The organism is Jatrophihabitans sp. YIM 134969, assembly GCF_054456675.1.
On the sequence record NZ_JBTJEQ010000039.1, the window covers coordinates 35,147 to 48,855 of the forward strand.

Below are 13,709 nucleotides of genomic sequence, written 5' to 3' on the forward strand. Positions count from 1 at the left end.
GGGGTGGTGCCTCGAGGCTGCCCCGACCGTGTTGTGCGGCGTTGACGCCCGTGTTACGACCCTGCAAACCTCGGGCGAACAGACCGGACGCCGATCGCGGTCGCGTGCTCCGGGATGATGGGTGCGTGACCGGGCTGCCGCTGTTCGTCGACCTCGCCGGGCGGCGCGTGCTCGTGGTCGGCGCCGGCCCGGTAGGCGCCCGACGCGCCCACACGCTGGTCGAGGCCGGCGCGCTGGTCGAGGTGGTCGCGCCCGAGGTCCACGCGGTCCTCCCCGCGGCCGTGGTGCACCACGCGCGCACGTTCGTCGCCCCCGACCTCGACGACGCCTGGCTCGTAGTCGCCGCCACCGACGATCCCGCGGTGCAGGAGCGGATCGCGGCGGCCTGCGACGACCGGCGGATCTTCTGCGTCCGCGCCGACGACGCCACCGGCGGGACCGCCCGGGTCGCGGCGAGCGTGACCCGCGGTGAGGTCACGGTGGCCGTCTCCGGCGGCGACGACCCGCGGCGCGCCGTGACGCTGCTCGGCGCGGTCACCACCGCCGTCGACCTCGGCACCCTGCCGACCCGACCGGTGCGGGCGGCGCGCCGGGGTCACGTGTCCCTGGTGGGCGGCGGGCCGGGGGACCCCGAACTCATCACGGTGCGCGGTCGTCGACTGCTGGCCGAGGCCGACGTCGTGGTCACCGACCGGCTCGCGCCGACCGGTCTGCTCGAGGGTCTGCCGCCGGGCGTCGAGATCGTCGACGCCGGCAAGTCCGCCCACCGTCACAACCTCACCCAGGCCGAGATCAACGCCCTGCTCGTCGACCGGGCGCGGGCGGGTCAGCGGGTGGTCCGGCTCAAGGGCGGCGACCCGTTCCTGTTCGGTCGCGGCGGCGAGGAACTCATCGCCTGCACCGCGGCGGGCGTCGACGTCACCGTGGTCCCCGGCGTCAGCTCCGCCTTCGCCGGCCCGGCCGCCGCGGGCATCCCCGTCACGCACCGCGGGGTCGCCACCGACGTCACCATCGTCTCGGCCCACCTCGACCCCGGCCGCCCCGCCGACGCCGGCCTCGACTGGCCCGCCCTCGGCACGTCCGGCTCGACCCTGGTCGTGCTCATGGGGATGGACCGCCTCGACCTCATCGCCAAGGAACTGATCCGGCACGGCCGCTCACCCCGCACACCGGCCGCGGTGGTGCACCGTGCAACGTTGCCGGGGGAGCGGGTCGTGCGGGCCGAACTGGCCGACCTGCCCGCCGCCGTCGCGGCGGCGGGGATCGGCGCGCCGGCGATCGTGGTCGTGGGACCGGTCGTGGACGTCGTGGCCACCGCCGCGCGACAGGAGGAGGAGAGCTCGTGACCGACGCCACCGTCGAGATCACCACCGAGGACGAACTGCGTGAGGTGCTCGGCATCCCGAACGAGCGGGCGCGCGACAAGGTCCGCACCGTGCTCGACCCGCTCGACGTCGAGTGGCTCGCGCACTCCCCGTTCGTGCTGGTCGGCACCAGCGACGCCGACGGCCGTGGCGACGTCTCGCCCAAGGGCGACCCGGACGGCATCGCGACGGTGCTCGACGAGCGCACGGTCGTCATCCCCGAGCGCCCCGGCAACAAGCGCGGCGACGGGTTCGTCAACGTGCTGAGCAACCCCCACGTCGGGCTGCTGTTCCTCATCCCGGGGCGCAGCGACACCCTGCGGGTGAACGGGCGGGCGCGGATCGTCCGCGACGCTCCCTGGTTCGACCGGATGACGGTGGCGGGTCACCGGCCGGTGCTCGCGCTGGTCGTCGACGTCGACGAGGTCTTCTACCACTGCCAGAAGGCTTTCCTGCGTTCGAAGCTCTGGCAGCCCGACACCTGGCGGCCGGACGCGATGCCCAGCCGCGCGCAGATCTCCAAGGCCGTCGAGCGTCCCGACGACCCGATCGAGGAACTCGAGGCCTACTACGGGCCGAGCTACGCCGACGGTCTGTACCGCGCGTGACGGTCTTCCGTCACACCACCAGGGACGAGGCGTTCGTGGCGGCGCCCCGGTCGGCGATCTGGGCCGTGCTCACCGACCCCGACCTGTTGCCGCAGTTGACCCCGCTGCTGCGCGCGATCACCGCCGACGGCGACACCTGGCGGTGGGAGATGGTGCGTATCGCCGCCCTCGGTGTCTCGATCGAGCCGTTCTTCACCGAGGCCATGCAGTTCACGCCGGAGTCGCGCATCGACTTCCACCACGCGCCGCCCGCGGGGACCCGGGAACGCACCGGCGCGGAGGGCTGGTACCGGCTCGAGCCCCGTGGCGAGGGCACCCAGCTGTCGATCGGGTTGACCTACAGCGTCGACCTGCCGTTGCCCCGCGCGTCCGGCCTCGCCGTGCGCGGGGTCATGAAGGCGATGATGGACCGCACCGGCGACCGGTTCAGCAGGAACCTCCAGCAGCACCTCGGGATCGAGAGCTCCTAGCCGACCTCGATCATCGCGGCGGTGTCGACGTCGAAGACGAAGCCGCGGACGTCGTCACGGTGGGGGAGCCAGCCGCAGGCGCGGACGCGTGCGAGGGAGTTGCGCATCTTCTCCGCGGGGTCGTCGAACCCCGGGACGTCCCACGTGGGGCGCTCGCCGGACTCGGTCGCGAGGGTCTCACGGAAGGCGGCGTCGTCGAAGCCCTCCATGCCGCACCGGGTGTGGTGCATGACGACGATCTCGCGGGTGCCGAGCGCCCGTTGGGAGATGGCCAACGAGCGCAGGGCGTCGTCGGTCGGCAGGCCACCCGCGTTGCGGATCAGGTGGGCGTCGCCGATCTCGAGACCGAGCGCGCCGAACAGGTCCAGGCGGGAGTCCATGCAGGTGAGGACGGCGAGCCGCAGCTTCGGCCGGGTCGGCCGGGGGCCGGGGAAGCGTTCGACGTACTCGGCGTTGGCGTGGACCAGGTGATCGATCACGGACACCGCGCCAGTATCGCCGACGTGCTCAGCCTGCGGCCCTCCGGGCGCGACCGTGTCCCTTAACCCGCGGCCCTCCGGGCGCGGAAGGCCGCCACGTTCACCCGGTTCGCACAGGTGGTCCCGCAGAACCGGCGCGAGCGGTTCTTCGACAGGTCCACCAGCACGTCCTCGCAGTCGGGAGCCGCGCACCGCGACAGCCGGTCCAGCTCACCGCTGCGCACGACGTCGACGAACGCCATCGCCGCCTCGACGGCCATCCGGACCGCGAGCGGGTCGGACTGCGAGGTGGCGTGCAGGTGGTACGGCCAGTAGTCGTGCCGGATGAGCTGCGGCAGGGCGTGGTACTCCCGCAGCAGGCCGTTGACGATCTGGACGACCGCGTCCTCGTCGGCGTCCCAGATCGCCTCCAGGCGCGGTCGCAGCGCCCGGACCTCGGCGAGTTCGGTGTCGTCGTGCCGCCGCGAGCCGGTCCACCCGAAGGTCGCGTAGAAGAGGTCGAGGTCGGCGAGGGTGGACAGGGCGTCGGGGTCCTCGTGGGCGCTGTTGACCAGTTCGACGGCACCACCGAGCGCGATCTCCGTGTCAGGAGCGAAAAGCATCTTGACTCCTTTCCGGTGCCACCCTAGCGTCAGGGGCATCGGTCGACTTGACCGCTTACAGCACGGCACGCCCGATCGGGAGGACCACCGTATGCCCGCCACCCCGGCTCCGACCGCCACCGCCGCGCGCGGCGGCCTGGCCTTCGCGCTGGGGTCCGCGGCCACGTTCGGGACCGCGGGGGTGTTCGCCTCCGCCCTCATCGACGCCGACTGGAGCCCCGCCGCGGCCGTCACCGCCCGCATCACCGTGGCGGCCCTGGTGCTCACGATCCCGGCGCTGGTCGTCCTGCGCGGCCGCTGGCGCATGCTCGCGGCGTCCTGGCGGGCGGTCGTCGCCTACGGCCTGGTCGGCGTCGCCGGCTGCCAACTCTGCTACTTCAACGCCCTCGAGCACCTCTCGGTCGGCGTCGCGCTGCTGCTGGAGTACCTCGGCACCGTCCTGGTCGTCGGGTGGGTCTGGGCCCGCACCCGCGAGGCTCCGCGGCCACTGACGCTCGGTGGCACCGCCCTGGCCCTCGGGGGCCTGGTGCTGGTCCTCGACCTCACCGGCGCCCAGCGGGTCGACCCCGTGGGTGTCGTCTGGGGGCTGGTCGCCGCCGTCGCCCTCGCCACCTACTTCGTGCTGTCGGCCCGCACCGACGACCCGTTGCCGCCGATCGTGACCGTGTGGGGCGGGATGGTGGTCGCCGCCGTCACCCTCGCCCTGCTCGGACTGGTCGGGGTGCTGCGGATGCACGTCGGCTCGAGCACGGTCTCGTTCGCAGGCACCCGCACGAGTTGGCTGGTGCCCGTGCTCGGCCTCGCCGTCGTCGCGGCCGCCCTGGCGTACCTGCTGGGCATCGAGGCCGCGCGGCGACTCGGCGCCACGGTCGCGTCCTTCGTCGGCCTCACCGAGGTCGTGTTCGCCGTCCTGTTCGCGTGGCTGTTCCTCGCACAACTGCCCGGCGCGGTCCAGCTGCTCGGAGGTGTGCTCATCGTCGGCGGCGCCGCGTGCGTCCGGGTCGACGAACTGCGCAAGGCGCGTGTCGCACGCCGCGAGGCGCTCACAGCGCCGGCTGGTTACATGGTCGGGTGAGCTCTGCAGGGTGCGTCTAGATGGCCGCCACCAACCAGAAGGCCCGCGACCGGGCGGAGGCCCGCCGCCGCGAGATCGCCGAACGCCAGCGCCAGGAGGCGAGGCGCCGGTTGCTGCTGCGCATCTTCCTGCCGATCGCCCTCGTGGTCGTCGTCGTGGCGGTGTTCGTGGTGGTGAAGGTGACCAGCGGCGGCGACGACTCCCGGGTCATCGCCTCGGGCCCCGCGCCCGCCTCGGTCGTCTCCGCCGTCACGAGCATCCCGGCCGCGACGTTCGACGCCGTCGGAGCCGGGAGCGACGTCAAGGCGCCCACCCCGGTCGACGGCTCCGCGCTCACCTCCGACGGCAAGCCCCGGGTGCTCTACGTCGGCGGCGAGTTCTGCCCGTTCTGCGCGGCGGAACGCTGGGTCGTCGTCGCCTCGCTCGCGCGTTTCGGCACGTTCACCAACCTCGCGCAGACCAACTCGGCCTCCGACGACGTCTACCCGGACACCGCCACGCTGTCGTTCCACGGCGCGTCGTACGTCAGCGACTACCTGGTGTTCGACGGCTACGAGACCACCGACCGCGAGCACAAGCCCCTCGACACCCTGCCGTCGTCCGACGAGGCACTGCTGCAGTCGCTCGACCCCGACGGCAGCATCCCGTTCCAGGACCTGGGCGGGAAGTTCGTCCAGAGCGGGTCGAGCTACGTCCCCACCGTGCTGAAGGGCAAGACCCACGCCGAGATCGCGTCCGCGATCAAGGATCCGGACACCGACATCGGCAAGGCCGTCCTCGCCGCCGCGAACCTCTACACCGCGCGGTTGTGCCAACTCACCGACGGCCAGCCCGGTGCCGTCTGCACGTCGTCGGGTGTGACGGCCGCGGCGTCGTCGCTCGGTTCGTGACGGACGCCCGGTGACCCCCGCCCTGCCCGGCACCGCCGCAGGCCGCACCACGCTGGTGGTCGCGCTGCTCGGCCTCGCCGTGTCGGTCTACCTCACCGTCGAGCACTACAGCTCGTCGACCAGCCTGGCCTGCCCCGCCACCGGCGCGCTCGACTGCGTCAAGGTCACCACCTCGTCGTGGTCGGTCATCGCGGGCGTACCGGTCGCGGTGCTCGGGCTGGTGTTCTTCACGGGCATGACGGCTCTGTCGGTGCTCGGCGGCCGGCTCGCCGCCGACCTCCGCGTCGCCGCCGCGGTCGTGGGCGCGTTGATGGTCCTGTGGCTGGTGTACGTCGAGCTGTTCCTCGTCGACGCGGTGTGCGTGTGGTGCACCGGGGTGCACCTGCTGACACTCGTCCTGCTCGGCACCACGATCTGGTGGCGGGAGAGCGAGCGGTCCGCGCCGTCGACCGCCGACACCCGTGTGGGCCGGCGGTGACCGCGGACTGGGTCGCGCACGCCGTCTGGTGGCAGGTCTACCCGCTGGGGTTCACCGGCGCCGACACCACCGGTGGCGACCGGTCGGTGCACGGCGGACTCGACCAGGTGGTCGCGTGGCTCGACCACGCGATCGACCTCGGCGCCTCGGGGCTCGCGCTCGGCCCCGTGTTCGAGTCGACCTCGCACGGTTACGACACCCTCGACCACTTCCGTGTCGACACCCGCCTCGGTGACGATGCCGCATTCGACCGGCTCGTCGCCGCCGCCCACGACCGCGGCCTCCGGGTGCTGCTCGACGGCGTGTTCAACCACGTCGGCCGCGAGCACCGGTGGGTCGCCGACCGCGACGAGCAGTACGTCCGTGCCGACGGTGAGGTGTTCGAGGGTCACGAGGGCCTCGTCGCGCTCGACCACGACTCGCCCGCGGTGGTCGAACACGTCGTCGCCGTGATGCGGCACTGGCTCGACCGCGGGGCCGACGGCTGGCGCCTCGACGCCGCGTACGCGGTGCCCACGTCGTTCTGGGCCCAGGTGCTGCCGCAGGTGCGCGAGTCGCACCCCGACGTCTACGTCGTCGGCGAGGTCATCCACGGCGACTACCCCGCGTTCGTCGAGGGATCCGGAGTCGACTCCGTCACCCAGTACGAACTGTGGAAGGCGATCTGGAGTGCCCTGCACGACGCGAACTTCTTCGAACTCGCGTACGCCCTCGGCCGCCACGACGACCTGCTGCCGACCTTCGTGCCGTGGACGTTCGTCGGCAACCACGACGTCACGCGGATCGCCTCGCAGGTCGGCGACCCGCGGCACCGGGCCCACGCCGACGTCGTGCTGTTCACCGTGGCCGGGACACCCGCCGTCTACTACGGCGACGAGTACGACGCGACCGGCGTCAAGGAGGAACGGTTCGGCGGCGACGACGCCGTCCGCCCCACCTTCCCGCCGGCGCCCGGTGACCCGGACCCGGAGGCGGCCGCGGCCCTCGCCCGGACCCAGGAGCTGATCGGCCTGCGCCGCCGCCACCCGTGGTGGCACCGCGCCCGCACCGAGGTCGTGACCCTCACCAACACGACGTTGGCGTACGACCTGGTGGGGGAGGGGGACCGCTGCCGGGTGCTGCTCAACCTCGACGACGAGCCCTTCACGCAGGAAGCGCCCGGCGAGCTGCTCGCCGGCGCGGCATCGGTGCAGGGTGCAACCGTCGTCGTTCCACCCCACGGCTGGGCGGTGGTCGGGGCGTGAGGATCGTCCACCTCGGACTCGGCAACTTCCACCGCGCCCACCAGGCCGTCTACACCCGCGACGCCGGCGACGGCTGGGAGATCACCGGGGTCGCGCACCGCAGCCGGGACGTCGTGGACGCGCTGCGAGCCCAGGGGTACCGCTACCACGTCGTGGTGATCGGCGGCGACCGGGTCGAGGTCGAGCCGGTCGAGGTCGTCACCGGGGGGTTGGTGCTCGCCGACGACCGCGACGCGGTCGTGGCACGGATCGCCGATCCGGACACCGCGGTGGTGACCATGACCGTCACGGAGAAGGCCTACGCGCTCGGGCCCGACGGCTTCCCCGGCGACCTGGTGCTCACCCTGGTCGAGGCTCTGCGGGCGCGCGCGGCCCACGGCACCCCGGTGACGGTCGTGAGCTGCGACAACCTCGCGGGCAACGGCCGGGTCGTGGAGTCGCTGGTGCGCGGCGTCGCAGCCGGTGACACCGCCTTCACCGACTTCCTCGACGCCGCCGTGGGTTTCCCCTCGACGATGGTCGACCGGATCGTGCCGGCCACCACCGCCGAGACCGTCGAACTCGCCCGTTCGGGCGGCTTCGACGACGCCGTCCCCGTGCCCGCCGAGCCGTTCTCGCAGTGGGTGCTGCAGCCGCGCTTCACCGGTCCGCGTCCCGACTGGGAACGGGCCGGTGCGATCGTCACCGACGACGTCGAGGCGTGGGAGACGGTCAAGGTGCGTCTGCTCAACGGCGTCCACAGCCTGCTCGCCCACCTCGGGCTGCTGCGCGGCGACCGGCTCATCGCCGAGGCCCACCGTGCGCCGGCGGTCCGGGCCGCCGCCGACGCGCTCGGTGACGAGTACCTGCCGACCCTGCGGGTTCCCGAGCGACTCGACGTCGCCGACTACCGCGCCGCGCTGTCCCGCCGGTTCGACAACGCTGCCCTCGGGCACCGCTGCGCGCAGGTCGCCGCCGACGGCTCGGTGAAGCTGACCCAGCGGGTCCCCGCGGCCGCGGCGTACCACCTGGACCGCGGGCGCGTTCCGCATCTGCTGGCGCTGGTCGTCGCGGCCTGGTTGCACGGCCTGGCCGATCCGGACGCGCTGGTGGCGTCGGAACGGCCGAGTGACCCGGCGGCCGCGGCCGTCGCCGCCGCGGCGCGTGACCACGCCGCTGCCGCCGACCTGGCCCGGGCCGTGGTGGTCGACCAGGCGTTGCTGGGTGCAACACTCGCCGCGCGGCCGGAGTTCGCGGACCGGGTGGGGGACTTGCTCGACGTCCTGCGTCGCCACGGCCCCGACGCCGCGGCGGGCGAGGCCGCCGCCGCCTGACGACGCTGCGGCTCAGCGCAGGCGGATGTCCGGCATGAGCAGGACGGCCCGCGAGGACAGACCGACGCCGGCGAGCAGGTCGTCGAGCGGGCCGGTGCCGAGACCGGCGGTGACGGCGCGCGGGTCCTCGCTGCTCCGGGGGCGGCCGAGCCGGGCGATCGGCGGGACGTGCAGGGCGGCCCGGACCGGGGCGTCGGCCGGCAGACCCGCCCGCGAGCGGGCGAGTGCGACGGCGTCGCGCAGGCCACCGAGCTCATCGACCAGACCGTTGCCCGAGGCATCGATCCCCGACCACACCCGCCCACGGGCGACGGCGTCGACGGCCTCCTCGGTCATACCGCGCCCGGCGGCGACCTTGCCGACGAACTCGGCGTAGACCCGGTCGAGCATCGCGTCGATCCGGCGTTCCTCCTCGGACGAGAACGGCACGCGCGGGGAGAACATGCGTGACGCGGCACCGTTGCTCACTGCACCGGTCGTGAGGCCGAGCCGCTCCAGCAGGTCGGCCACGACGACCTTCCCGCCGAACACCCCGATCGACCCGGTGAGCGTGGCGGGTTCGGCGACGATCACGTCGGCCGGACACGCGACGTAGTAGCCGCCCGACGCCGCCAACGCACCCATCGACACCACCACCGGCTTGCCGGCCTCACGGGTCAGCACCACCTCACGCCAGATGACGTCCGAGGCCACGGCCGAGCCACCGGGGGAGTCGACGCGGAACACCACCGCGGCCACCGCGTCGTCCTCGCGGGCTGCACGCAGGGCGGCGGCGACGGTGTCGCTGCCCATCCGCCCGCCACCGGCGCCTCCCCGGCTGCGCCCGGAGACGATCGCACCGTGGCCCTCGACCAGCCCGACCACCCGACGGTGGCGCTGCGGCAGCCGCGGGGTGCGGCGCGGCGACCAGCGGTCGGCGAACAGCAGGGCGGCGTCGTCGTGGCCGGCCCGCCCGCGTACGTCGGCGAGGACCTGGTCGCGGTGACCGAGGGCGTCGACCAGTCCGGCCCGGCGGGCGTCGTCCGCCGCGAGCGGGGCGCGGTCGGCGAGGGCGCGCACCTCCTCGGGCGTCAACGACCGGCCGTCGGCGACCGCCTCGACCGCCCCGGCCCAGATCGACCCGGTCAGCGCCGAGACGGCCTCCTCGTGTGCCGGGGTGAACTCGGTGCGCATGATCCGGTCGGCGGCGTTCTTGTACTCCCGGCGCTGGTGCAGTTGCGGTTCGACGCCGAGCTTGTCCAGGGCGCCGCGCAGGAACGTGGTCTCCGACGCCACGCCGAGCAGCGCGAGTTCGCCCGCGGGCATCAGCCAGATCCGCTCGAAGGCGCTGGCCAGGACGTAGTCGGCCGTGCCGTTGCCGCCGTCGCCGAACGTCTCGGCCCACGCCACGGTCGGCTTGCCCGAACCGCGGAACGCGAGCACCCCGCGGCGCAGGTCCTGCATGGTCGTCCACGACAACGCCGACCGGCCGACCTTGACCACCAGCCCGACCACCCGGGGGTCGCGGCCGGCTTCGTGCAACGCCCGCAGCACCGGCTTCAGCCGGGTCCGGCTGCGGGAGCGCAGCCGGCCGATCGGGTCGTCGGGTTCGATCTCGACGGGCGCGACGGTGAGGTCGAGTTCCAGGACGACCCGCGGGCGGCGCGGCAGGGACGGCATGGATCCGACGGTAGTCAGCGCCGAGCCGCCGTCGCGGCGTCGACGGCCGTTCACCACCGGTTCATCTGCTCCCGAGAAGCTCACCCCATGCTGCGCGAACGCTCACATCTGCTCGTCGTCGGAGTGCTGGTCGCGGGTGTCGGCGGGGTGGGCCTCGGCCTCGCGTCGCCCGCCGCGGCGGCAGCGACCGGAACGGTCGTGGTGAACGAGGTGCAGACCAGCGGCGACACCCCGGACTACATCGAGCTGACCAACACCGGCGCGACCGCCGTCGACATCTCCGGGTATCAACTCTTGGACGACGACGACCACGACCGGGTGATCGTGCCCGCCGACACGACGCTCGCGCCCGGGGCGTTCGTCGCGTTCGACACCGACCCACCCTTCGGGCTCGGCGGCGGCTCGGACTCCGCCCGCCTGTTCGCCGCCGACGGCACCACGCTGCTCGACTCCTTCACGTGGACCACCGAGGCTGCGACGTCGTGGGGTCGCTGCCCCGACGGCACAGGCGAGTTCGCGGTCACGGCGTCGGCCACCCGTGGCGCCGCCAACGACTGCGGGCCGGCGCCGTTGCCGCCGGTGCGCTCCGACGCCGTCGCCTGGCCCGGCCCGCAGACGGTCGCGGTGGCCGACGGTGAGGGCACGCTCGGCGAGGACCAGAGCGGGCTGTTCCTCGAGGCCGGCGCCTCGCTCGCCGACAGCGTGCTGTGGTCGGTGCAGAACGACCCGGGCGTGCTGTGGCGGCTGCTGTGGAACGGCACGACCTGGACCCCTGACACCGCGAACGGGTGGGCGCACGGCAAGCAGCTGCGCTACCCCGACGGCACCGGCGAACCCGACAGCGAGGGCGTCACCCTCGTCGGCGGCGACAGCAGCCGGGGCGTGTTCGTGTCGACGGAACGCGACAACGCCGACGACGAGGTGAGCAAGCCCGCGATCCTGCGTTTCGACGTCGCAGGCAGCGACACCGAGCTGGTCGCCACCGACCAGTGGGACATGACGACCGACCTGCCGAGCGTCGAGCCGAACTCCGGCTTCGAGGCCCTGACGTACGTGCCTGACGCCGCGCTGGTCGCCGGCGGTCTGCTCACCGGCACCCCGCCCGGTGCCGTCCACGCCTACGACCCCCGCAGCGTCGGTCCGCACTTCGGCGGGCTGTTCCTGGGCGGGCTCGAGGCCGACGGCCACGTCTACGCCTACGCCCTCGACGAGGCCGGCACCGCGTTCACGCGGATCGCCTCGTTCAGCAGCGGGTTCCCGACCGTCATGGAGTTGCAGTGGGACGCGGAGCGCGGCCAGCTGCGGGCGGTCTGCGACAACACCTGCGAGGGGCAGCAGACGCTGCTGACCCTGCAGGACGGGACCTTCGCCGCGCGTGTCGCCTACGACCGCCCGACCGGTCTCCCGGACGTCAACGACGAGGGCTTCGCCCTGGCGCCGGACGCGTTCTGCGTCGACGGCCGCAAGCCCGCGATCTGGGCGGACGACGACACCGACGGCCACGCCCTGCGTCAGGGCGCGGTCACCTGCAGCGTCCCCGCCCCACCGACGACTCCCTCCGCGCCGATCTCCGGCTCCGGCGGCCCGACCGACGCCAGCACACCGCCGCTCGCGGCCACCGGCGCCGACACCGGGCTCTCGCTCGGCGTGGGCTCCGCCGCCGTGACCCTCGGTCTGGCGTTGCTCGTCGTCGGGCTGCACCGCCGCCGGGGGCGCCACGCTGCCTGATCCCCCACCTGGAGTTGATCACGACGTTCCTGTCGTCACCAGCAGTGCAACAACGACACGAACGTCGTGATCAACTCGGGGGAGGGTCGCGGGTGAGCAGCACGACCCCGCCGGCGGCGTCGAGTTGCCGGTACCCGGCGGTGAGCGCGCGGGCGACGATCGCCCGGGCCTGGTCCACGCCGTCGAGCGGGAACGCGTTCCGTGCGACGTCGACGACCGCGTACCGCGGTCCCGTCGGGCCGAGGTCGATCCGGCCGATGAGGCTGACGTCGTCGCGGGCGGCCAGCTGCGCCGCGAGGTCGTTCGAGGCCGCGACGGTGACGCCGGACGGCACCCGGTCGAGCAGCCGGTGCACCGCGGCGGTGTCGGCGCTGGTCCGCCAGAACGCCGGGTGCAGGGCCTGGTCCAGCGACTGCCACGGGACGAGCGCGACCGTCACCGCCGCGCTCACCGCCAGCGGCAACCAGACGGGTCGGCCGCGGGCGCGCACGCCGGTGAGGGCGTCGACGAAGGCCACGAACACCACCGGCATCAGGACGGCGCTGTAGTGGTACTGGGTGCCCCAGAACGGCGGGTGGGCGGAGACGAAACGCCACAGCAGCGTGGGGACCGCGAGCCACACCACCGACGACCGCACGGCGAGGAACGCGGTCGGCGCGAGCAGCCACAGCAGTGTGAGCAGCTTGGTGTCGAGGCCGGGCGAGGTGAGCAGGTCGTGGCCGAACGACCCCGCGAAGAAGCCGTCGTGGTCGTTGCGGCCCGAGGGGTTCGCGGCCGGGATGATCACCAGCAGTGAGACGGCGGTGGCGGCGACGCCACCCACCGCCGTCAGGACTCCCAGCCGCCGTCGACCACGGACGGCGACGAGCACGCCGAGCACGGCGAGGGTGAGGCCGAGGTCCTCCTTGACCAGCACCAACGGCGCGGCCCAGGCGACGGCCGCGACGTCGCGCCGTTCGGCGTAGGCGACCGACGCGAACGCCAGCATCGGGACGGCGAAAGCCACCTCGTGGAACTCGAAGTTCGCGGCGTTGGCGATGCCCCACGACAACCCGAACGCCGCGCCGACCACCACCATCGGCGCCGTTCCCAGCCGCCGGTGGGCGAACCGCATGAGCGGCACCACCGCGACCGCGAGCAGCAGGGCCTGGACGACCAGCAGGGTCACCGGCGACGGGAACACCCGGTAGACCGGCGCCAGCACCGCGAGGATTGGGGAGACGTGGTCACCGAACCGGTCGAAGCCCGGCCCCTTCAACGTCGACGTCGGCGGGAAACGCCCCTCGGCCCAGCTGCGCACGTCCTGGGTGAAGATGCCGAGGTCGAACCCGCTGGTCTGCAGGTTCAGGTGCCGCCGCACCGAGGTCGCGGTGTAGAGCGCCGCGACGAGGACGGCGGTCAGCAGCGGCACCCAGCCGTCGACGGCCCGCAGGCGCCGTCTGGTGCCGCGTGCCCAGGCCGTCATCCCGTCCCGTCGGTCGCGGTCGAGCACCTTCAACAGCAGTCGCAGTCGCAGCAGTCGCAGGCGCAGTCGGAACAGTCGCAGCAACCGGAGCAGTCGCACTTGTGGCACAGACCCTCGTGGTTGCGCCCGGTGAACGGGCCCTGCCACTCACTCGAGCAACACATCTGGCCGGTGCAGCACAGCCCGATGGCGGCGACGCACCCGGCGATGAGCCCGTTGCGCGCCGGCCCCGGCGGCGGGAACGGACCGCCGGGGAACGGCGCGTTCGGCGGGTACGGCGGCACCGCGTTCGGGTCGACCGGTGCGGCCGGGACCGCCGGGACCGCCGGGCCGC

At 73.5% G+C, this 13,709-nt stretch carries 13 protein-coding genes; 9 read left to right on the forward strand and 4 right to left on the reverse strand.

Going from position 1 to position 13,709, the window contains the following annotated elements; all coding sequences use genetic code 11:
- Window positions 1-125 precede the first annotated feature (125 nt).
- Genes cobA through ACXR2U_RS18080 form a run of 3 tightly spaced genes read left to right on the forward strand, consistent with a single transcriptional unit; the run spans window position 126 to window position 2,442 of the window.
- The gene (gene cobA / locus ACXR2U_RS18070) at window positions 126-1,346 is read left to right on the forward strand and encodes a uroporphyrinogen-III C-methyltransferase (protein ID WP_458826463.1); all 1,221 of its coding nucleotides are present in this window, start codon (window positions 126-128) and stop codon (window positions 1,344-1,346) included.
- The gene (locus ACXR2U_RS18075; RefSeq protein ID WP_458826464.1) at window positions 1,343-1,972 is read left to right on the forward strand and encodes a pyridoxamine 5'-phosphate oxidase family protein; all 630 of its coding nucleotides are present in this window, start codon (window positions 1,343-1,345) and stop codon (window positions 1,970-1,972) included. Before cobA ends, ACXR2U_RS18075 begins: the two co-directional genes overlap by 4 nt.
- Window positions 1,969-2,442, forward strand: coding sequence for an SRPBCC family protein (locus ACXR2U_RS18080; RefSeq protein ID WP_458826465.1), 474 nt, complete (start codon window positions 1,969-1,971; stop codon window positions 2,440-2,442). The genes ACXR2U_RS18075 and ACXR2U_RS18080 overlap by 4 nt, the downstream gene beginning before the upstream one ends.
- On the opposite strand, the gene ACXR2U_RS18085 is transcribed toward ACXR2U_RS18080, so the two are convergent.
- Entirely contained in the window at window positions 2,439-2,927 is a 489-nt protein-coding gene (locus ACXR2U_RS18085) for a beta-class carbonic anhydrase (RefSeq protein ID WP_458826466.1), read from the reverse strand. The genes ACXR2U_RS18080 and ACXR2U_RS18085 overlap by 4 nt on opposite strands.
- Window positions 2,928-2,983: 56 nt before the next feature.
- The gene (locus ACXR2U_RS18090) at window positions 2,984-3,523 is read right to left on the reverse strand and encodes a CGNR zinc finger domain-containing protein (protein WP_458826467.1); all 540 of its coding nucleotides are present in this window, start codon (window positions 3,521-3,523) and stop codon (window positions 2,984-2,986) included.
- Window positions 3,524-3,614: 91 nt separating this feature from the next.
- Here ACXR2U_RS18090 and ACXR2U_RS18095 point away from each other — a divergent pair, with 91 nt between their 5' ends.
- The 5 genes from ACXR2U_RS18095 to ACXR2U_RS18115 are packed head-to-tail and all read left to right on the forward strand — an operon-like array spanning window position 3,615 to window position 8,523.
- Window positions 3,615-4,598: an EamA family transporter gene (locus ACXR2U_RS18095; RefSeq protein ID WP_458826468.1), complete on the forward strand. Its 984-nt coding sequence runs from the start codon at window positions 3,615-3,617 to the stop codon at window positions 4,596-4,598.
- A 20-nt stretch (window positions 4,599-4,618) separates the two neighbouring features.
- Window positions 4,619-5,488: a DUF929 family protein gene (locus tag ACXR2U_RS18100; RefSeq protein ID WP_458826469.1), complete on the forward strand. Its 870-nt coding sequence runs from the start codon at window positions 4,619-4,621 to the stop codon at window positions 5,486-5,488.
- 10 nt (window positions 5,489-5,498) lie between these two features.
- Window positions 5,499-5,966 carry a vitamin K epoxide reductase family protein gene (locus tag ACXR2U_RS18105; protein WP_458826470.1) on the forward strand — a complete coding sequence of 156 codons (468 nt, stop codon included), beginning with the start codon at window positions 5,499-5,501 and terminating at the stop codon, window positions 5,964-5,966.
- A complete protein-coding gene (locus ACXR2U_RS18110) occupies window positions 5,963-7,210 on the forward strand; it encodes an alpha-amylase family glycosyl hydrolase (RefSeq protein WP_458826471.1) in 1,248 nt (415 codons plus the stop codon). The genes ACXR2U_RS18105 and ACXR2U_RS18110 overlap by 4 nt, the downstream gene beginning before the upstream one ends.
- Window positions 7,207-8,523 (forward strand): mannitol dehydrogenase family protein, encoded by a 1,317-nt coding sequence (locus ACXR2U_RS18115; protein WP_458826472.1) that lies wholly within the window; start codon window positions 7,207-7,209, stop codon window positions 8,521-8,523. Before ACXR2U_RS18110 ends, ACXR2U_RS18115 begins: the two co-directional genes overlap by 4 nt.
- Before the next feature lie 12 nt (window positions 8,524-8,535).
- Here the strand turns inward: ACXR2U_RS18115 and sppA are convergent, their stop codons facing one another.
- Entirely contained in the window at window positions 8,536-10,182 is a 1,647-nt protein-coding gene (sppA, locus tag ACXR2U_RS18120; RefSeq protein WP_458826473.1) for a signal peptide peptidase SppA, read from the reverse strand.
- Between the two features lie 87 nt (window positions 10,183-10,269).
- Between sppA and ACXR2U_RS18125 the strand changes: the two genes are divergently transcribed.
- A complete protein-coding gene (locus ACXR2U_RS18125) occupies window positions 10,270-11,910 on the forward strand; it encodes a lamin tail domain-containing protein (protein ID WP_458826474.1) in 1,641 nt (546 codons plus the stop codon).
- Between the two features lie 70 nt (window positions 11,911-11,980).
- Here the strand turns inward: ACXR2U_RS18125 and ACXR2U_RS18130 are convergent, their stop codons facing one another.
- Window positions 11,981-13,483 carry a DUF2079 domain-containing protein gene (locus ACXR2U_RS18130; protein WP_458826475.1) on the reverse strand — a complete coding sequence of 501 codons (1,503 nt, stop codon included), beginning with the start codon at window positions 13,481-13,483 and terminating at the stop codon, window positions 11,981-11,983.
- Window positions 13,484-13,709: the final 226 nt, after the last annotated feature.